We start from the raw sequence: 18,408 nt of genomic DNA, 5'->3' as shown, positions 1-18,408 counted from the left end.
TGGCGTGGAAACGAAAAAACCCGGGGGACTTCAGGGCTGCACGGTGTCGCGGCACAGCGCCACGAGCGCGTCCGGGTGCAAGGCCCCGAAGTCGGCGATGATACGGTCCGGCTGGCTGTCGGCCACCGGGTGGCCGGCGTTGTAGCCGTAAGGCACACACCACACCGGCACGCCGGCGGCGCGCGCGGTGGCCACGTCGATGGCCGAGTCGCCGACGAACAGCGTGCGCGCGGCCGCCACCGCAAACCGCAACTGGCAGTCGTGCACCGCCAGCGGGTTGGGCTTCTTGACCGGCAACGTATCGCCACTGATGACGCGGTCGAACGCGTCGTCCAGCCCGTGCGCGGCCAGCACACGCGCGGTGTAGGCACCTTCCTTGTTGGTGACGACGGCGAGCCGCACGCCCGCCGCGCGCAACGCCGCGAGCGACTCGCGCACGTGCGGGTACAGGCGCGAGCGGGTGCCACAACGCTGGCCGTAATGCACGCCGAAGCGGGTTTCGATGTGGGCGAAGTCGGGCGACTGCCGCACCGCCTCGGCGCTGGCGCCGCGCCGGTGCGCCAGCGCCTGGATCAGCAGCTCGCGCGTGCCGTGGCCGATCCAGCGCGTCACCTGCGCCTCGTCCACCGGCGCGAACTGCAGCTCGCGCAGCGTGTCGTTGACGGCGTCGGCGATCTCCGGGCCGGTTTCGATCAGCGTGCCGTCGAGGTCGAACAGGATGAGGTCGAACGGCAGCGCCGCCCGCGTGCCCGCCGTCATGCCAGCAGCTCCTGCACCGCGGCGCAGACGTTGTCCACCGTGAACCCGAAGTAGGCGAACAGCGCAGCAGCCGGGGCCGATTCGCCGAAGCGCGCCAGGCCGATGATGCGACCCTCGCGACCCACGTACTTGTACCAGCCGTCCGGGTGCCCGGCCTCGACAGCCACCGCGGGCAGCGCGGGGGGCAGCACCTCGTCGCGGTACGCGCGCGGCTGGCGGTCGAACACGGTGGTGCTGGGCATCGACACGACGCGCACCGGGATGCCGGCTTCGGCCAGCCGCTGCTGCGCCTGCAGCGCGAGCGTCACCTCCGAGCCGGTGGCGATGATGACCGCGCGCGCCCCCGGCGCGTCGCTGAGCACGTAGCCCCCGCGCGCGATGTCGCTGGCGCGGGCCTGGGACGCGACCACCGGCAGGTTCTGGCGGCTGAGCACCAGCGCCGTCGGGCCGTCCGCGCGCTCCACGGCCGCGCACCACGCGACCGCCGTCTCGGCGGTGTCGGCCGGCCGCCACACGTCCAGGTTCGGGATCAGGCGCAGGCTCGCCGTGTGCTCCACCGGCTGGTGGGTGGGTCCATCTTCGCCGAGGCCGATCGAGTCGTGCGTGAAGACGTGCACGACGCGCTGCTTCATCAGCGCGGCCATGCGCACGGCGTTGCGCGAGTAGTCACTGAACGTCAGGAACGTCCCGCCATACGGCAGATAGCCGCCGTGCAGCGCGATGCCGTTCATGATCGCGGCCATGCCGAACTCGCGCACGCCGTAGCTCCAGTGGTTGCCCCAGCGGTCGCGACCGCCCGGCACGCAGCCCTTGAAGTTGGTGAGGTTGGAGCCGGTCAGGTCCGCCGAGCCACCGAGGAATTCCGGCAGCAGCGGCGCCAGCGCGTCGAGCGCGAGCTGGCTGGCCTTGCGGGTGGCCACGGTCTTGGCCTCGGCCGCCAGCTTTTGCAGCACGGCGTCACGCTCGGCGTGGTAGCGCGGCGACAGCTCACCGCGCATGCGGCGCTCGAATTCCGCGGCCAGCTCGGGGTACGCTGCGCGGTACGCGGCAAAGCGCTGCGTCCACTCGGCTTCGGCCTGGGCGCCGCGCGCGCGCGCGTCCCACGCGGCGCGCACGTCGGCCGGCACCTCGAATGGCGCATGGGGCCAGCCCAGCGCCTCGCGCGCGGCGGCGATTTCGGCGTCGCCGAGCGGCGCGCCGTGCACGTCGTGCGTGCCGGCCTTGGACGGCGCGCCCTGGCCGATCACGGTCTTGCAGCAGATCAGCGTCGGCTTGCCGTCCGGCCGCGTGGCCTGGGCCTTCGCAGCGGCAATGGCGGCGCTCACCGCCTCCACGTCGTGTCCGTTGACGTCACGGATCACGTGCCAGCCATAGGCCTCGAAGCGCTTGGGCGTGTCGTCGGCAAACCAGCCCTCGACGTGGCCGTCGATCGAGATGCCGTTGTCGTCGTACAGCGCGATGAGTTTCGACAAGCGCCACGTGCCCGCCAGCGAACACACCTCGTGGCTGATGCCCTCCATCATGCAGCCGTCACCCAGGAACACGTAGGTGTAGTGGTCGACGATGGTGTGGCCGTCGCGGTTGAACTCGGCGGCGAGCAGCTTTTCCGCCATCGCCATGCCGACGGCGTTGGCGATGCCCTGCCCCAGCGGGCCGGTGGTCGTCTCCACGCCCGGCGTCATGCCGACTTCCGGGTGCCCCGGGGTCTTGCTGTGCAGCTGGCGGAACGCCTGCAGCTCCTCGATCGGCAGATCGTAGCCCGTCAGGTGCAGCAGCGCGTAGATGAGCATCGAGCCGTGCCCGTTGGAGAGCACGAAGCGGTCGCGGTCGGGCCACGCCGGGTTGGTGGGGTTGTGCCGCAGGTGCCGGCCCCAGAGGGCGACGGCCATTTCGGCCATGCCCATTGGGGCGCCGGGGTGGCCGCTGTTGGCTTTCTGCACGGCGTCCATGGCCAGGAAGCGGATCGCGTTGGCCATCTGCCGTTCGATGGGGGAAGAGGTCGGCACGGTCGAAAGGGAGGTCATGACGTTGTCGGACGGGTTTGGTCGGGAAAAGGGCTCAGGCCAGCCCCAGTGCACGCTTGCGCCGCTCCATCATGCGCCAGATGAACGGGGTGAAGATGAGCTGCATCGCCAGCTCCATCTTGCCGCCGGGGACGACGATGGTGTTGGCGCGGCTCATCCACGAGCCGTCGATCATCGACAGCAGGTACGGGAAGTCGATGCCCTTGGGCTTGGCGAAGCGGATCACACAGACGCTCTCGTCGGCGGTGGGAATGTCGCGCGCGATGAACGGGTTGGACGTGTCCACCACCGGCACGCGCTGGAAGTTGACGTGGGTGACCGCAAACTGCGGGCAGATGTAGTTGACATAGTCGGGCATGCGACGCAGGATGGTGTCCACCACCGCCTCCTGGCTGTAGCGGCGCTGCGTCTTGTCGCGGATGAGCTTTTGGATCCACTCCAGGTTGATCGACGGGGCGACGCCGATCAGCAGGTCCGGGTATTGTGCAACATTGACCTTGTCGGTCACCACCGCGCCGTGCAGCCCCTCGTAGAACAGCATGTCGGTGTCGGCGGGCAGATCCTCCCACGGGGTGAAGGTCCCGGGCTCCTGGCCATACGGGGCCGCTTCCTCCTCGTTGTGCAGGTATTTGCGGCTGCGCCCGCGTCCGGTCTCGGCATAGGTGCGAAACAGCGCCTCCAGCTCCTCGAACAGGTTGGCCTCCGGCCCGAAGTGGCTGAAGTGCCGGTTGCCGCGCGCCTCCTCCTCGGCCATCTTGACGCGCATCTCCTTGCGGTCGTAGCGGTGGAAGCTGTCGCCTTCGATGATCGCGGCTTTAACGCCTTCGCGCCGGAAGATGTTCTGGAACGTGCGCGTGACGGTCGACGTGCCGGCGCCGGACGACCCGGTGATGGCGATGATGGGGTGCTTCTCAGACATGGAACCTGACTCCTCGGATCAATGCGAATCGGAATGGCAAACCGCGGCGGGTCACCGTCAATCGCGAAACAGCGTGCGTTCGGCAAACAGGGGGATGTCGTCGCGCACCCGCGCGGGCTCGCGGTGGTACTGCTCGATGCGCTCCACCTCCTCGCGCGAGCCGAAGACCAGCCCGATGCGCTGGTGCAACGACGTTGGCTGCACCTGCAGCATCGGCTCGCGCCCCGTGCTGGCGCGCCCGCCCGCCTGTTCCATCAGGTAGCCGATCGGGTTGGCCTCGTACAGCAGGCGCAGCCGCCCCGGCTTGCTCGGGTCCTTGGTGTCGCGCGGATAGAGGAACACCCCGCCGCGCATGAAGATGCGGTGCGCCTCGGCGACCATCGACGCGATCCAGCGCATGTTGAAGTCCTTGCCGCGCGGGCCGGTCTTGCCGGCCAGGCACTCGTCGACGTAGCGCTTGACCGGCGGCTCCCAGAACCGGCTGTTGGAGGCGTTGATCGCGAACTCCTGGGTCTTCTCCGGCACGCGGATATCCGGATGCGACAGGAAAAACTCGCCCAGCTGCGGGTCGAGCGTGAAGCCGTGCACCCCCGTGCCGACGCTGAGCACCAGCATCGTCGACGGGCCGTAGAGTGCATAGCCGGCGGCCACCTGCCGTTCGCCCGGCTGCAGGAAGTCCTGCGCCTGCAGCGGGCGCTCACCGTCGACCACGGCCTGCGGTGCGCGCAGCACCGAAAAGATGCTGCCCACCGATACGTTGACGTCGATGTTGCTGGAGCCGTCCAGCGGGTCGAAGACGAGCAGGTACTTGCCGCGCGGGTAGTGCGGCGGGATCGCATACGGCTCGTCCATCTCCTCGGACGCCATGCCGGCCAGGTGACCGCCCCATTCGCAGGCGCGGATGAACAGCTCGTTGCTAATGACATCGAGCTTCTTCTGCTCCTCGCCCTGGACGTTGATGGAGCCGGCCTGCGCCCCCAGCACGCCCCCCAACGCCCCGTACGCCACGCTGCCCGCGATGGCCTTGCACGCGAGGGCGATGTCCAGGATCAGCGCGTTGAAGTCGCCGCTGGCCTGGGGAAAGCGGCGGCGCTGCTCGATCAGAAACTGCGTGAGCGTCGTGCGTTGCGACAGGGGCATGAAACGATCTCCTCGGGTCTGTTTATCGGGGAAATGGCGCTGGTGCAAAGGCGTCGATGCGTGGGGGCCGCGGGCCACTCAGCCGGCACGCGCGGCTGAAGCCACGCTCACCTCGGCGTGCCACGCGCGCAGCGTGTCGAGCGTGACGCCCTCCAGCGTGGAGAGCACGCGCAGCGCACCGGTGAAGTCGTGGTGGGCCGTGAAATCGTTGGGCGTGACGATGGTGGCGAGCCCCGCGCCGGTGGCCGCCTGCAGGCCGTTGGCCGAGTCCTCGAACGCCAGACACTGTGCTGCCGGCAGCGCGAGCCGCTGCAGCGTCTGCCGATACACCTGCGGGTTCGGCTTCTTGCGTGGGGCGGTGGAGGCGTCTTCGATCACCGCGAAGGCGCGGCGCCAGTCGGGCCCCAGCGCCTGGCGCAGCAGCGCCGCGATGTTGACGGGTGAGGTGGTGGTGGCGATGGCCAGCGTGATGCCGGCGCGGCGGGCCTCGTCGATCAGCTCCAGCACGCCCGGGCGCAGGCGCACCGCACCGTCGAGTACCGCCTGCTCGTAGGCAGCGGTCTTGACCTCGTGCAGGTGGTCGATCAGCACGTCCAGCGCCGTGCCGTCGATGTCGCGCACACCCGCGTTGACGCGCTCCCAGTAGTGGCGGATGCGCTCCTTGCCGCCGGAGATGGTCAGCAGCTCGGTGTAGAGCGGCACGTCCCAGCGCCAGTCCAACCCCTCCGCCGCGAAGGCGGCGTTGAACGCGGCCAGGTGCGCATGTTCGGTGTCGGCGAGCGTCCCGTCGACGTCGAAAATCAGAGCGGACAACATGGGCATCACCTCGTCGGTCGGCGCCGCGGCGGGGGCCGGCAGCGCGTCGAATGCCCACTATAAGTAAGCAATGAAATAAGGTAAATTCACGATTCGTTATCCTTTGATTCAGCCTAAGCTGAACGTTTCGATGCGCAACGCCACCTTTCGCCAGCTCCGGGTCTTCGCTGAGGTCGCCCGCCACCTCAGCTTCGCGCGCGCGGCCGAGGCGCTGCACCTGACGCCGCCGGCGGTGACGATGCAGATCAAGGAACTGGAGGGGCACGTGGGCCTGCCGCTGTTCGAGCGGCAGGGCCGGCGGGTGGCGCTCACCACCGCCGGTGAGTACATGCTCGTCTACGCGCGCAAGGTGCTCGCGACGCTCAAGGACGCCGAGGACACCGCGGCGCGGCTGCAGCGGCTGGAGACGGGCTCGCTCACGATCGGGCTGCTGAGCACGGCGCAGTATTTCGTGCCGGCGCTGTTGGCCGAGTTCACGCGCGAACACACCGGGCTGGACGTACGGCTGGCGATCGGCAACCGCCACCAGCTGGTGCAGATGCTGCACAACAACGAGGTCGACGTGGCCATCATGGGCCGGCCGCCCACCGAGCTCAACGTGCGCGCGGAACCGTTCGGCGCGCACCCGCACGTCTTCGTCGCGCCCGTCGATCACCCGCTGCTGCGCATCGGCCACCCGACGGTGGCGTCGCTACTGCCCTATGCGTTCGTCGTTCGCGAGCACGGCTCGGGCACGCGCGCCGTGTTCGACGACTTTTTTCAGCGCCAGCGCGCCGAGCCTCACCTGGCCATGGAATTGCCCAGCAACGAGGCCGTCAAACAGGCCGTGATGGCCGGGCTGGGGTTGGGGCTGCTGTCGCTGCACACGCTGGGTCTGGAACTCGAGCACGGCCTGATCGCCCGGCTGGACGTCGAGGGCACGCCGATCGTGCGCGCGTGGCACGTCGTGCACACGCTGGCCAAGCTGCTCTCGCCCGCCGCGGAGGCCTTTCGCTACTTCGTGCTGGAGCACGGCGAAGCGTTTCTCGCCAAGCGCTACGGTGCGCTGCTGCCGCTGGCGCCGGCCGGCTGAAGCCGCCCGCGCACCGGCAGCCACCCGCGGCGCCCCCACGCCAGCAGGGCCGGCCCGTACGCGATCAGTGCCAACCCGGCGAGGATCAGCGGCATCGCGACGAATACCCAGCCGGTCAGCCGCTCACCGCCCAGCCCCACGCCCACCGCCAGCGCCACCAGCGGGTTGACAAACGAGTAGCTGCCCGCCAGCGCCACCGACGTGTGCTGCAGCAGCCACAGGTAGCAGTTGAGCGTCACCAGCGTCCCCATCACGACCAGATAGCCCCAGGCCCACCACGATGCGGCGCTGACCGCCGACACGTCCACCGTGCGCGCGCCCGGCTCCACCGACCACGCAACGGCCAGCCCGACGGCACCGCCGATCAGCCACTGTGCACCGGCGGCCATCGCCGGGGCCGGCAGCGCGACGCGGCGCGACGCGTACGACCCGAGGCTCCAGCACAGCGGTGCGGCAAAGGCGCATAACGCGCCGAGCGGCGTGGCGCCGAAATCCCCCTCCAGCGCCAGCAGCGCCGCCCCCGCGGCCCCCAACACCAGCCCGGCCCAGCTCGTCGCGGGCACGCGCTCGCCGCCCAACCGGGTCCACAGCGCCAGCCACATCGGCATCGTGGTGACGACCGTCGCCATCAGACCGGAACCGATGCCCAGCCGCTGCGCAAGCACGACCAGCGCCATCGCGGCGAAGGCCATCAGGGTGCCGATCAGCGCGCACCCCCACCACTCGCGCCGCGTGGGCCACGCCTGGCCACGCCACTGCGCCCACATCAGCATCACCGCCCCGGCAACGAGAAAGCGCACCCCGTTCATCAGCACCGGCGGCAGCGTGCGCATCGCCACGCCGAGCGCGTAGTAGGTCGTGCCCCAGACGACGTAGACGATTGCGAGAGCACCGACGAATCGCCAGCGGGGAACGGCAGCAGTGGAAAAAGTTTGCATGATGAGGGGTCCGATCGGATAATTTCCGGCCATCGGCGGCCTGGCCGTATTTTGACCGAGAACCGCGCCCAATGCAAGCAAATATTCAGCTCGACGAGATTGACATCGGAATTCTTACGGCGCTGAGCGCCGACAGCCGGCGTTCTTACGCCGACGTCGCCAGCGAAGTGGGGCTCTCCACCGCCGCCGTGCACGAGCGCGTGCGCAAGATGGTCGAGCGCGGCGTGATCGAGCGCTTTTCGCTGCGCATCGACCCGCAGCGGCTCGGTCTGCACTTCACCGCCTTCGTCGCGATCCGCAACGACGGCGGCGTGCACTGCCGCGAGGTCGCGCCGCGCCTGCGCGAGATGCCGGAGGTGCTGGAGCTGCACAGCGTCGCCGGCGAATACGACTTCCTGGCCAAGATCCGCACCACCCACGCGCGCGCGCTGGAAGACGTGCTGTACCAGATCAAGGCCATCCCCGGTGTGGCGCGCACGACCAGCACCGTCGTGCTCAACACCGAGTTCGAGGACCGGCCGCTGCGCTGGCCGCCCTCGTCCGGGGCGCGGCCGCCGGACGGTACCGGAAGCTGACGCGGACTACGCGGCCGCGCCCTGCGCCTGCCGCCACGCCGCCACTTGAGCGCTGACGTCGGTGACGCGCGCGAACACCCGCACGCCCGCCGGCGGGTGCCGCAGCGGGCGCTGCGCGCCGGCACCGCCCACCCACAGCGCCACCCGCTCGGGCAGGCGCTGGCGCAGTTGCGTGACGGCGTCGATGACCTCGCGCCGGCGCGCCTGGAGGCTGAAGCTCAGCGCCACCACATCCGCCTGACTGGCGGCGGCCGCTTCCACAATGTCCATCAACGGCGTCGACACCCCAAGCAATACCCGCTCGCACCCCGCCAACGCCAGCATGCATTCGGCCATCAGCAACCCCAGCGCGTGCTGCTCACCGGGCGCGGTGGTCAGGAGCACGCGCGGCGGCCGCATGCCCGCGGCGTGGCCGGCGTCCACCGCCGCGATCGCCTCGCGCAGCACGGCTTGCACGGCCTCGGTGAACAGGTGTTCGTGGTAGACACCGATCTCCCCCCGCATCCACGCGTCCCCCACCGCGACGCACAGCGGCGCAACGGTGCGCTCCAGCACGGCCGCCAACCCATGCACATCGATCGCCGCGCGCAACAACTCCCGCAGCCGCTGCGGTTGCGCCGTGCGGATGGCTGCCCACGCGTCATCCCCGTCGGGCACCTCGGCGAACAAAAGCGCTGGATAGACACTGGCCGCAAGCGCTTCCCGCCTCTGGGGTTGCCGCCGCCGATCCCGAACCGGTGGGGGCAAACCACCGTCGCCAAGCGGCACCACCTGGCCCGGCCGATGGCCTGCATCCAACAGCCGCTTGATCGCGTATAGGCGTTGTAGCTGCGCACCGTCGTACCACCGCTCACCTCGATCGTCGCGACACGGGCGCGGGAAACCGTAGCGCTTCTCCCATATGCGCAGGGTGTCTTTGCCGATCCCTGTTTGACGCTCGACGTCGGCGATATGCCACCACCCGTCTTGCACAAAAACGGCTCGATCGGGTGCAGGTCGCGGCGGTGACACGGGATCGGTTGGCAAGTTGGAAGCTCTTTTTGCCGGTTGAGTGGAACCAAGCATACAATGGTTTTGTCTAGGACAAAACACGTTGCCATGTCGGCACGGGTCCCAGACAGGAGGTCGCACGATGAAAGTCGCCGTCATCGGCTCGGGCATCGCGGGGCTGGCAGCCGCCCACCGCCTGCGCCCACACGCGCACGTCGTCCTGTTCGAGGCGAACGACTATTTCGGCGGCCACACGCACACGGTGGACGTGACGCTGTCGGACGCGAGCGGGCGCCCGGTCACGCACGGCGTCGACACAGGGTTTCTCGTCTTCAACGAACGCACCTACCCGCGGCTGATCGCGCTGTTTGCCGAGCTCGGGGTGCCGACGGCGCCGTCGGACATGTCGTTCTCGGTGCAGGTGCCGGGCGCGGGCGGCAGGGTCGGCCTCGAATGGAGCGGCTCGTCGCTCGGTACGGTGTTCGCGCAACGGCGCAACCTGGCGCGGCCGCGTTTCTGGGGGATGCTGGCCGACCTGCTGCGCTTCAACCGCCTGTGCACGCGCCTGGCGCACGAGGGACGCGAGGCTGCGCTGCAGCAGCCGCTGGGCGATTTTCTCGACGCGCACGGATTCGGGCGCGCGTTTCGCGACTGGTATTTCCTGCCGATGATCGGCAGCATCTGGAGCTGCCCCACCGACCAGATGCTGCGCTTTCCGGTGGCGACGATGATCCGCTTCTGCCACAACCACGGCCTGCTGCAGGTCAACGACCGGCCGCAGTGGTACACGGTGGCCGGTGGTGCGCGGCGATACGTGCAGCGCATCGTCGCCCGGTTGGCAGACGCGCGGCTGCGCACGCCGGTGCGGCGCCTCGAGCGCGACGTCGCCGGCGTCACGGTTTTCACGGACGGCGGTGCCGAGCGTTTCGACGAGGTCGTGCTCGCGACGCACAGCGACCAGGCGCTCGCGCTGCTGGCGCGGCCGACAGAAGCGGAGCAAGCCGTGCTGGGCGCGATCCGCTACCAGCCCAACCGCGCGGTGCTGCACACCGACACCTCGGTGATGCCGCGCCTGCGGCGCGCCTGGGCGGCGTGGAACTACGAGCGCGCCGCCGACGCGGCGCAGGAGTCGGCGCGCGTGTGCCTGCACTACTGGCTCAACGTGCTGCAGCCGCTGCCGTTCGCGCAGCCGGTCATCGAGTCGCTCAACCCCGTGCGGCCGATCGATCCGGCGCGCGTGCTCGGCACGTATGAATACGCCCACCCGGTCTTCGACGCGGCGGCCATCGCCGCCCAGCAGCGGCTGCCGGATCTGCAGGGACGCCAGCACACCTGGTTCTGCGGCGCGTGGGCCGGCTACGGGTTCCACGAGGATGGTCTGACGGCCGGGTACGCCGTGGCCGACGCGCTGGCCGCCCGCTTGCAGCAACGCCGCGCCGCCGCCTGAACCCGCCACCGACGCGATGGACACGCCCCGTCCCGCCCCCCGCGACGCCGTGCTGATCGGCCAAGGGCTGGTGCGCCACCAGCGGCTGCGCCCGCGCGCGCACGCGTTCGCGCATCCGACGTGGTTCCTGCTGCTGCCGATGCACCGTTTGGCCGATGCTGCGGCCGAGGCGGGGCTCGCGCTGAACCGCCCCGGGCTGATCGCGTTTCACGACCGCGACCACGGCGACGGACGCGGGCCCGAGGCGGGCGGGGCGCTGGGCTGGATGCGCGAGTTGCTGCGAGCGCAGGGCATCACGGACGCCGACGGCCCGGTGTGGCTGCACACCTATGCGCGCGTGCTCGGCTACGCGTTCAAACCGGTGAGCTTCTGGTACTGCCACCGGGCGGACGGGTCGCTGCGCGCGATCGTCGCGGAAGTGAACAACACCTTTGGCGAACGCCACTGCTACCTGCTCGACGAGCCGGCCTGGGGCCGGACGCTACAGGCGTGCAAGCGGTTTCACGTGTCGCCGTTCTGCCGCGTCGAGGGCGGCTACCGCTTCCGCTTCCTGCGCACCGCGGGCGACGCCGCATCGCGCACGGTGGTGCGCATCGAGTACGGCGACGCCGCGGGCCCGCTGCTGCTGACCAGCGTCAGCGGCACGCTCTCGCCCGCGACGCCGCGCGACTGGCCGCGCCTGCTGTGGCGCTACCGCTGGCACAGCGCGATGGTGATCGCGCGCATCCATTGGCACGCCTTGCAGCTCTGGCGCAAGGGTGTGGGCTGGTACGCCAAGCCCGCGCCACCCGCCGACCCCGTGACCCCGCAGGAGGCCCCCCGCCCCCCTGCCGCCTGATCGAAAGGAGCGTCTCCCGTGTCGTCCCTCATCGCCCCTCCGCTGCCGCCGCGCGGTTCCGACGGCGCCACGGTCCTGCCGCGGCGCGTGCCGGCGTCCGCGCGTGCCGTGCTGCGCCTGCTGCAGCGGCTGCCGCACGGCCATCTGGAACTCGTCACACCCGATGGGCAAGCGCTGCACTTCGGTGCCGGTACCGCGCCGCACGCCCGGCTGGAACTGCACGACTGGTCCGCCGCCACCGCGGCGCTGCGCAGCGGGGACATCGGCTTTGCCGAGGCGTACCTGGACGGGCTGTGGAGCACGCCGGACCTGCCGGCGTTGCTGCGCCTGATGCTGGCCAACCGTCACGCGCTGGAAGACGTCATCCACGGCTCGTGGGCCGGGCGGCTGCTGTACCGCCTGCGCCACCGGCTGCGGCGCAACACGCGCAGCGGCAGCCGGCGCAACATCCACGCGCACTACGACCTGGGCAACGCGTTTTACCGGCTGTGGCTGGACGAGACGATGACCTACTCGGCCGCGTGGTTCGACGGCGACCCGCAGCGCGATCTGGCCAGCGCGCAGCGCGCCAAGATCGGGCGGGCGCTGCGCATGGCCGGCGTCGGCCCGGATGCCCGCCTGCTCGAAATCGGCTGCGGCTGGGGGGCACTGGCGGAAACGGCGGCGCGCGACTTCGGCGCACGCGTGACGGGCGTCACGCTGTCGACCGAGCAGCTGACGCACGGCTGCGCGCGCATCGCCGCGGCGGGCCTGAGCGACCGCGTGACGCTGCGGCTGCAGGACTACCGCGACATCGCCGACGGGCCGTACGACGCGATCGTCTCGATCGAGATGATCGAGGCCGTCGGCCGCGAATACTGGCCCGACTATTTCGGCGCCGTGCAGCGGTTGCTGCGCCCGGGCGGCCGCGCGTGCATCCAGGCCATCGTCATCCGCGACGCCCTCTTCGAGCGCTACCTGCGCTCGACGGATTTCATCCAGCAATATATCTTTCCCGGCGGATGCCTGCTGAGCCCGTCGGCGTTCCAGCAGCAGGCGCAGCGCGCGGGGTTGCGCATCGTCGACACGCACGCATTCGGCCGTGACTACGCCGAAACGTGCCGGCGCTGGCGGCAGGCCTTCCTCGCCCGCCGCGACGAGGTGCTGGCGCTGGGGTTCGACGAGCGCTTCGTGCGGCTGTGGTCGTTCTACCTGGCGTATTGCGAGGCCGGCTTCGATGCCGGGGATATCGATGTGGTGCAGTACACGCTGCAGCGGCCGTGAGACCGGGCGGAGGTGCGCCGGGTTAGTGCTGCTGACGCTCGCGATCGGCTGGGGGCCTGCCGCGGACGCGCACGCCAACGTCGAGCCGCCACCCCCCGCGGTGGCACCGGCCGACGCGGCCGCCGCCCTGCTGCCCGGGGCGACGATCGTCGGCACGGGCACGCTGCGCTTTCTGGGGATGGCGGTGTACGACGCCCGGCTGCTGGCCGCGCCCGGCTGGCACGCGGGCGCGCTCGGGCGGCAGCCCGTGGTGCTGGAGCTGACCTACCAGCGACGCTTTCGCGGCGCCGACATCGCGCGCCGCTCGCTGTAGGAAATGCGCCGCCCGGGGCCGCTGCCCGCAGCAGCCGAGACCGCCTGGCTGTCGGCGATGCAGCGGCTGTTTCCGGATGTGCAGCCGGGTGACCGCATCGCGGGGCTGTGGCAGCCCGGGGTGGGCGCACGCTTCGTGCTCACGCGTGCCGACGGCCGCGTCCAGCCACTGGGGGCGATCGACGACGCCGCGTTCGCCGAGCGCTTCTTCGGCATCTGGCTGGCACCGACGACCTCCGAACCCGGATTGCGGCAGGCGCTGCTCGGCACCTCGGCCGGGGCGTCGGTGCCATGACCCCGCCCGCCGCCCCGCCCCGATCGGCCTGGCGCTACGGCCTGCCCGGCTTGCCGCTGGCGTTCGCCGCGCTGCCGCTGTACGTGCACCTGCCGCACCATTACGCGACGCTGGGCGTGCCACTGGGCGCGCTGGGCGGGGTGCTGCTGCTCGCGCGGGTGTTCGACGCGCTCACCGACCCGCTGCTCGGGCGCTGGCTGGACGGGGTGTACCGGCGCGGTGCCGAGGCGGTGTGGCGGTGGGCGTGGGTCGCGGCGCTCGTGCTGTGGGTGGGCATGCTCGCGCTGCTGTTTCCGCCGGCCGGCGTCTCGGGCGCGCTGCCCGCGTGGGCACTGGGCGGGCTGGTGGTCACGACGCTCGCGTACAGCGCGCTGGCCATCGCGCACCAGAGCTGGGGCGCGCGGCTGGGCGGTGACGCGCCGACGCAGGCGCGGCTGGTGGCGTGGCGCGAAGGCTGGACGCTCGCCGGCGTGATCACCGCGTCCGTATTGCCGGCGGTGGCGGGCTGGTCGGTGACGCTCGCCGTGCTGGCGGTGGCGCTACCGCTAGCGCTCTTTGCCTGGGGCCGGGGCCCGCACCCGACAGCGGTGGCGAACGCACCCGCCACATCCACACCCGCCACATCCGCGCCTGCCACACCGGTGTCCGCCACCCCCCTCATCCCATCCGATCTGCGGCTGCCGTGGCGACGCCCGGCGTTTCGCCGCCTGATGGCGGTGTTCGTGTTGAGCGGTCTCGCCAGCGCGATCCCGGCGACACTGGTGCTGTTCTTCATCGCCGACCGGCTGCAGGCACCGCAGTGGGAGGCGCTGTTTCTGTCGATCTACTTCCTCGCCGCCGCGGCGGGCATGCCCATGTGGCTGGCAGCGGTGCGGCGCGTCGGCCTCGCCCGGGCGTGGCTGCTCGGCATGGGGCTGTCGATCGCCATGTTCGTCTGGGCGGCAGGGCTGGACGCCGGCGACACCGTGGCGTACGCGCTGGTGTGCGGGCTGTCGGGGCTGGCGTTGGGGGCAGACCTCGCGCTGCCCGCCGCGCTGCTCGCCGGCGTCATCGACGAAACCGGCGACCGCGGCCGCCACGAAGGTGCTTACTTCGGCTGGTGGAACCTCGCGGCCAAGGGCAATCTGGCGCTGGCCGCGGGGCTCGCGCTGCCGGTGCTGGCGCTGCTGGGCTACACCCCCGGCACGCGCGACACCGCCGGGCTGCAGGCCCTCACCGTCGCCTACGCGGTGCTGCCCTGCTTCTTCAAGGCGCTGGCCGCCGCGCTGCTGTGGCACGGCTTCGTGCGCCGCCGGCCCGCGATGCCGCTCACCCAACCCATCGCCGAAAGCATCGTCCCTCCGCGATGACACGCCCCTCCCTGTCCCGAAGCGTTGTCCCCCCGCAATGACGCACCTCCTCCCCGACCCGACTGGAGACCGACCATGGCACTGATCCTGTCCCATCCGCTGCAGCACCGGATCCGGTGGCGGCGGCTGCTGCTCGTCAGCGGTGTGGCGTGGCTGTTAGGGGGCTGCGCGTCGCAGCAGCTCGCCTCCTACGCGGCAGAACGCCCGGCGCTGGACCTCAAAACCTATTTCAACGGTCGCCTGATCGCCCACGGCATGTTCCAGGACCGCAGCGGCCAGGTGGTGCGCCGCTTCGTGGTCGAGATGACCGGCACGTGGAACGGCAACCAGGGGGTGCTCGACGAGCGCTTTACCTACAGCGACGGCAAGACCGAGCGGCGCGTGTGGCGGCTGATCGACGACGGCAACGGCCGCTACCGTGGCACCGCCGACGACGTGGTCGGCGAAGCCAGCGGGCAGGTCAGCGGCAACGCCTTCCAGTGGCGCTACACGCTGCGCCTGCCCGTCGACGGGCGCGTGTACGAGGTGCAGTTCGACGACTGGATGTACCTCATCGACGAGCGCGTGATGCTCAACCGCGCCGAGATGCGCAAATTCGGCATCCGGCTCGGCGAAGTCACCCTGTCGTTCACGAAGCTCGACCGATGAGTGCCAACCCGCCATTTCGCGACTGGCGCGGTAAACGCGCTTGGATCGTTGGTGCCTCCTCGGGCATCGGCCTCGCGGTGGCCGAGGCGCTGCACGCGCGCGGTGCCACCGTCATCGTCTCCGCGCGCAGCGCCGCGCCGCTGCAGGCGTTTGCCGACGCGGCCCCGGGGCGGCTGGCGCTGCCGCTGGATGTGACCGACCGCGCCGCGGTGGCGCGCGCCGCCGCCGAGGCGTTTGCGCACGGGCCGCTGGACCTGATCCTCTTTTGCGCCGGGCACTACCGACCGCAGCGCGCCACCGCCATCGACGCCGAGGAGCTGCTGCGGCACCAGCGCATCAACGTCGAGGGGGCCCTGCACCTCGTGGCCACGTGCGTGCCGCGGCTGCTCGCGCAGCGCAGCGGCCACCTGAGCCTCGTGGCCAGCGTCGCGGGCTACCGCGGCCTGCCGCAGGCGCTGGCGTACGGCCCGACGAAAGCCGCGCTGATCAACCTGGCGGAGACGCTCTACCTCGACCTGCGCCCGCACGGCATCGGGGTGAGCGTCGTGTGCCCCGGCTTCGTGGCCACGCCGCTGACCGCGCAAAACCCCTTCCGCATGCCGGCCCTGATCACCCCCGAGCAGGCGGCGACAGCGATGCTGCGCGGCTGGGCGCGGGGAGTGTTTCACCTGCACTTTCCGCGGCGCTTTACGCTGTGGCTGCGGCTGCTGCGCTGCCTGCCGGATCGCTGGTATTTCGCGCTCGTGCGCCGCGCCACCGGCTTGTGACCCTCCGCAGCACCATGACGCAGCGCACGCCCCATCCTTCCCCGGCCCCTTGGGCCGCCACGCACGACGGAACAGCGTCGCCACCCGCGGCGCGTGCCCACGGCGCACCCACTGCGGCGGCGATCCTCGATGCGCCCCTTGCCAGCTCCGCCGCATCTCCGCTGGAGCGGGTGGTGAACTTTTACGAAACGCTCACCCCCGAGTCCTTGCGTGAGCTCCCGACGGTATACACCGAGGATGCGCGCTTTCGTGACCCGTTCAACGACGTGCAGGGGGTCGAGGCGATCCGCCGCATCTTCGCGCACATGTACCGGCAGCTCGACGACCCGCGCTTTATCGTGCGCGAGCGGCTGGGCGACGCGCAACAGGCCTTTCTGACCTGGGACTTCGTCTTTCGCTTCCGTGGCGAGGCGCGCGAGCGCCGCATCCGCGGCTGCACCCACCTGTGCTTTGCCGCGGACGCTCGCGTGCGCGAGCACCGCGACTACTGGGACGCGGCCGAGGAGCTGTACGCGCAGCTACCGCTGATCGGCGCGCTGATGCGCTGGCTGCAGCGGCGGCTGGCGGCGCGCGATTGAGTCTGTGCGGCGGAATCAACGGAACGGAAGACCTGCCATGCCGGTGCAGCTCGTCTGGTTCAAACGCGACCTGCGCGTGCACGACCATGCACCGCTCGTCGCAGCGGCGCGCGCGGGTGCGGTGCTGCCCGTTTATATCGTCGAACCGAGCCTGTGGCGGCAGCCCGACGCCGCCGCACAGCACTGGGGCTTCATCCGCGAGAGCCTGTGCGAACTCGACGCCGCGCTGCGGGCCGCGGGCGGCCCGCGTGCGGCGCTTCGCGTCATCGTGGGCGAGGCGGTGCCGGTGCTCGCCCTGCTGCATCAGCGGCTGGGACTGGCCGCCATCCACGCACACGAGGAAACCGGCAACGCCCACACCTACGCCCGCGACCAGGCGGTGCGCCGCTGGGCGCGCGCGCACGGCGTCGCGGTACACGAAACCCCGGGCTTTGCCGTCATCCGCGGGCTGCGTGACCGCGACCGGTGGCTCACGGCGCGCGAGCGCTTCGTCGCCGCCCCACCGGCCCCGTGGCCGCCGCCCGTGCTCGTGCCGGCCCCGTGGCCGTGGTCAGCGCCGCCGGGCCTTTCGTCCCCCGCATGGTGGTTGAACGGCGACGAGCTCGCACCCGGCCCATGGCCGGACGCCGCCGCGCTCGGATTGGACCCGGCCGAGCCGCCCGAGCGCCAGCGCGGCGGACGCGCGCGGGGCGAGGTGACCTTGCACGACTTCCTGACCGAGCGGGCCGTGCGCTACCGCGGCGGCATCTCCTCCCCCCTGACCGCCCCCACCGCGTGCTCGCGGCTGTCGCCCTACCTCGCCTACGGGGTGCTGAGCCTGCGCGAAGTGGTGCAGGCCACGCGCGCGCGGCTGGCCGCGCTGGCCGACGCCCCCGCTGCGCCCGCGGACGCGGCACGCTGGCGCGCCGGGTTGCGCGCCTTTGAGAGCCGCCTCTACTGGCACTGCCATTTCATCCAGAAGCTCGAGAGCGAACCCGAGCTCGAGTGGCGCAACCTGCACCGCGGCTACGACGGCCTGCGCGAGGATGACTGGAATCCAGCCCTTTTCGAGGCGTTGCAGCAGGGGCGCACCGGCTGGCCGCTGGTCGACGCCTGCGTCGCGATGCTGCGCGCCACCGGGTGGCTGAACTTTCGCATGCGGGCGATGCTGGTGTCGGTGGCCGCCTACCCCTTGTGGCTGCACTGGCACCCCGTGGGGCAGTGGCTCGCGCGGTGGTTCTTGGACTACGAACCTGGCATCCACTGGCCGCAGATGCAGATGCAGGCTGGCACCACCGGCATCAACGCCACGCGCGTGTACAACCCGCTGAAGCAGGCGCGCGACCACGACCCCCACGGCGTGTTCGTGCGCCGCTGGCTGCCCGCGCTGCGGCGCGTGCCGGACGCCTGGCTGTTCGAGCCGTGGCGCATGCCCGCCGACGTGCAGCGGCGCTGTGGGGTGCGCGTCGGCGACGACATCCCCGTGCCACCGGTCGAGCTGGAGGCCGCGCTGCGCGCGGCCAAAGCGCGGTTGCACGCGCGCCGGCGCGACCCGGCCGTGCAGGCCGCCGCCACCGACGTCGTGCGCCGTCACGGCTCGCGCCGCGGCATGCCGGCGGGCCGCGACGCCACCGGGCGCGAGCCGGTCGCGCGCCGCCGCGTGGCCACGCCGGCCACCCAGCTAACACTCTTTTGACGC

The 18,408-nt window shown here is 71.1% G+C and carries 19 protein-coding genes and 1 pseudogene; 12 read left to right on the top strand and 8 right to left on the bottom strand.

The features are described 5' to 3' along the window. Nucleotides 1–30: 30 nt before the first annotated feature. The 5 genes from gph to LCC91_RS02605 all read right to left on the bottom strand — a co-directional run bounded on the left by gph (nt 31) and on the right by LCC91_RS02605 (nt 5,655). On the bottom strand, nt 31–759 hold the full coding sequence (gene gph, locus LCC91_RS02625; RefSeq protein ID WP_058616685.1) for a phosphoglycolate phosphatase: 729 nt from the start codon (nt 757–759) through the stop codon (nt 31–33). After that, complete coding sequence (tkt, locus tag LCC91_RS02620; RefSeq protein WP_058616686.1) at nt 756–2,783, bottom strand: transketolase; 2,028 nt, start codon at nt 2,781–2,783, stop codon at nt 756–758. The genes gph and tkt overlap by 4 nt, the downstream gene beginning before the upstream one ends. A 34-nt stretch (nt 2,784–2,817) precedes the next feature. After that, entirely contained in the window at nt 2,818–3,702 is an 885-nt protein-coding gene (locus LCC91_RS02615) for a phosphoribulokinase (RefSeq protein WP_043703004.1), read from the bottom strand. Nucleotides 3,703–3,759: 57 nt separating this feature from the next. Beyond that, a complete protein-coding gene (locus LCC91_RS02610) occupies nt 3,760–4,842 on the bottom strand; it encodes a class 1 fructose-bisphosphatase (RefSeq protein ID WP_043703002.1) in 1,083 nt (360 codons plus the stop codon). 78 nt (nt 4,843–4,920) lie between these two features. Further along, nucleotides 4,921–5,655: an HAD-IA family hydrolase gene (locus LCC91_RS02605; protein ID WP_390612129.1), complete on the bottom strand. Its 735-nt coding sequence runs from the start codon at nt 5,653–5,655 to the stop codon at nt 4,921–4,923. A 133-nt stretch (nt 5,656–5,788) separates the two neighbouring features. Here LCC91_RS02605 and LCC91_RS02600 point away from each other — a divergent pair, with 133 nt between their 5' ends. Beyond that, the gene (locus LCC91_RS02600; RefSeq protein ID WP_058616689.1) at nt 5,789–6,730 is read left to right on the top strand and encodes a LysR family transcriptional regulator; all 942 of its coding nucleotides are present in this window, start codon (nt 5,789–5,791) and stop codon (nt 6,728–6,730) included. On the opposite strand, the gene LCC91_RS02595 is transcribed toward LCC91_RS02600, so the two are convergent. Beyond that, on the bottom strand, nt 6,694–7,668 hold the full coding sequence (locus LCC91_RS02595) for an EamA family transporter (RefSeq protein ID WP_058616693.1): 975 nt from the start codon (nt 7,666–7,668) through the stop codon (nt 6,694–6,696). The two genes, LCC91_RS02600 and LCC91_RS02595, sit on opposite strands and share 37 nt — an antisense overlap. Nucleotides 7,669–7,739: 71 nt before the next feature. Between LCC91_RS02595 and LCC91_RS02590 the strand changes: the two genes are divergently transcribed. After that, nucleotides 7,740–8,243 (top strand): Lrp/AsnC family transcriptional regulator, encoded by a 504-nt coding sequence (locus LCC91_RS02590; RefSeq protein ID WP_185974890.1) that lies wholly within the window; start codon nt 7,740–7,742, stop codon nt 8,241–8,243. Nucleotides 8,244–8,249: 6 nt separating this feature from the next. Here the strand turns inward: LCC91_RS02590 and LCC91_RS02585 are convergent, their stop codons facing one another. Continuing rightward, nucleotides 8,250–8,900, bottom strand: coding sequence for a cobalamin B12-binding domain-containing protein (locus LCC91_RS02585; protein WP_224441057.1), 651 nt, complete (start codon nt 8,898–8,900; stop codon nt 8,250–8,252). Nucleotides 8,901–9,035: 135 nt separating this feature from the next. Then, a pseudogene (locus LCC91_RS13910) lies at nt 9,036–9,308 on the bottom strand (MerR family transcriptional regulator); the annotation flags it as partial. Nucleotides 9,309–9,375: 67 nt separating this feature from the next. On the opposite strand from LCC91_RS13910, the gene LCC91_RS02575 reads away from it, so the two are divergent. From LCC91_RS02575 to LCC91_RS02530, 10 genes are all read left to right on the top strand, one after another. Continuing rightward, nucleotides 9,376–10,680 (top strand): NAD(P)/FAD-dependent oxidoreductase, encoded by a 1,305-nt coding sequence (locus tag LCC91_RS02575; protein ID WP_058616691.1) that lies wholly within the window; start codon nt 9,376–9,378, stop codon nt 10,678–10,680. Between the two features lie 16 nt (nt 10,681–10,696). Next, nucleotides 10,697–11,518 carry a DUF1365 domain-containing protein gene (locus LCC91_RS02570; RefSeq protein ID WP_224441001.1) on the top strand — a complete coding sequence of 274 codons (822 nt, stop codon included), beginning with the start codon at nt 10,697–10,699 and terminating at the stop codon, nt 11,516–11,518. A gap of 18 nt (nt 11,519–11,536) precedes the next feature. After that, nucleotides 11,537–12,781 (top strand): SAM-dependent methyltransferase, encoded by a 1,245-nt coding sequence (locus tag LCC91_RS02565; RefSeq protein ID WP_390612137.1) that lies wholly within the window; start codon nt 11,537–11,539, stop codon nt 12,779–12,781. A 25-nt stretch (nt 12,782–12,806) separates the two neighbouring features. Beyond that, nucleotides 12,807–13,094, top strand: a complete 288-nt coding sequence (locus LCC91_RS02560) for a hypothetical protein (RefSeq protein WP_224441000.1) — start codon at nt 12,807–12,809, stop codon at nt 13,092–13,094. A gap of 3 nt (nt 13,095–13,097) precedes the next feature. Then, the gene (locus LCC91_RS02555) at nt 13,098–13,388 is read left to right on the top strand and encodes a chalcone isomerase family protein (protein ID WP_224440999.1); all 291 of its coding nucleotides are present in this window, start codon (nt 13,098–13,100) and stop codon (nt 13,386–13,388) included. Continuing rightward, complete coding sequence (locus LCC91_RS02550) at nt 13,385–14,737, top strand: MFS transporter (protein WP_043702979.1); 1,353 nt, start codon at nt 13,385–13,387, stop codon at nt 14,735–14,737. The genes LCC91_RS02555 and LCC91_RS02550 overlap by 4 nt, the downstream gene beginning before the upstream one ends. Before the next feature lie 75 nt (nt 14,738–14,812). Beyond that, nucleotides 14,813–15,385 (top strand): DUF3833 domain-containing protein, encoded by a 573-nt coding sequence (locus LCC91_RS02545; protein WP_052231727.1) that lies wholly within the window; start codon nt 14,813–14,815, stop codon nt 15,383–15,385. After that, nucleotides 15,382–16,152 carry an SDR family NAD(P)-dependent oxidoreductase gene (locus tag LCC91_RS02540; RefSeq protein WP_043702982.1) on the top strand — a complete coding sequence of 257 codons (771 nt, stop codon included), beginning with the start codon at nt 15,382–15,384 and terminating at the stop codon, nt 16,150–16,152. Before LCC91_RS02545 ends, LCC91_RS02540 begins: the two co-directional genes overlap by 4 nt. Before the next feature lie 173 nt (nt 16,153–16,325). Further along, the gene (locus LCC91_RS02535; RefSeq protein WP_231572210.1) at nt 16,326–16,730 is read left to right on the top strand and encodes a nuclear transport factor 2 family protein; all 405 of its coding nucleotides are present in this window, start codon (nt 16,326–16,328) and stop codon (nt 16,728–16,730) included. 37 nt (nt 16,731–16,767) lie between these two features. Further along, a complete protein-coding gene (locus tag LCC91_RS02530; RefSeq protein ID WP_058616180.1) occupies nt 16,768–18,405 on the top strand; it encodes a cryptochrome/deoxyribodipyrimidine photo-lyase family protein in 1,638 nt (545 codons plus the stop codon). The last annotated feature ends 3 nt before the right edge of the window (nt 18,406–18,408 follow it).

The organism is Tepidimonas taiwanensis, assembly GCF_020162115.1.
Classification (GTDB): Bacteria; Pseudomonadota; Gammaproteobacteria; order Burkholderiales; family Burkholderiaceae_C; genus Tepidimonas; species Tepidimonas taiwanensis.
The sequence above is the reverse complement of the archived record's forward strand: the minus strand, read 5'-3'. Positions and strand labels throughout refer to the sequence as shown.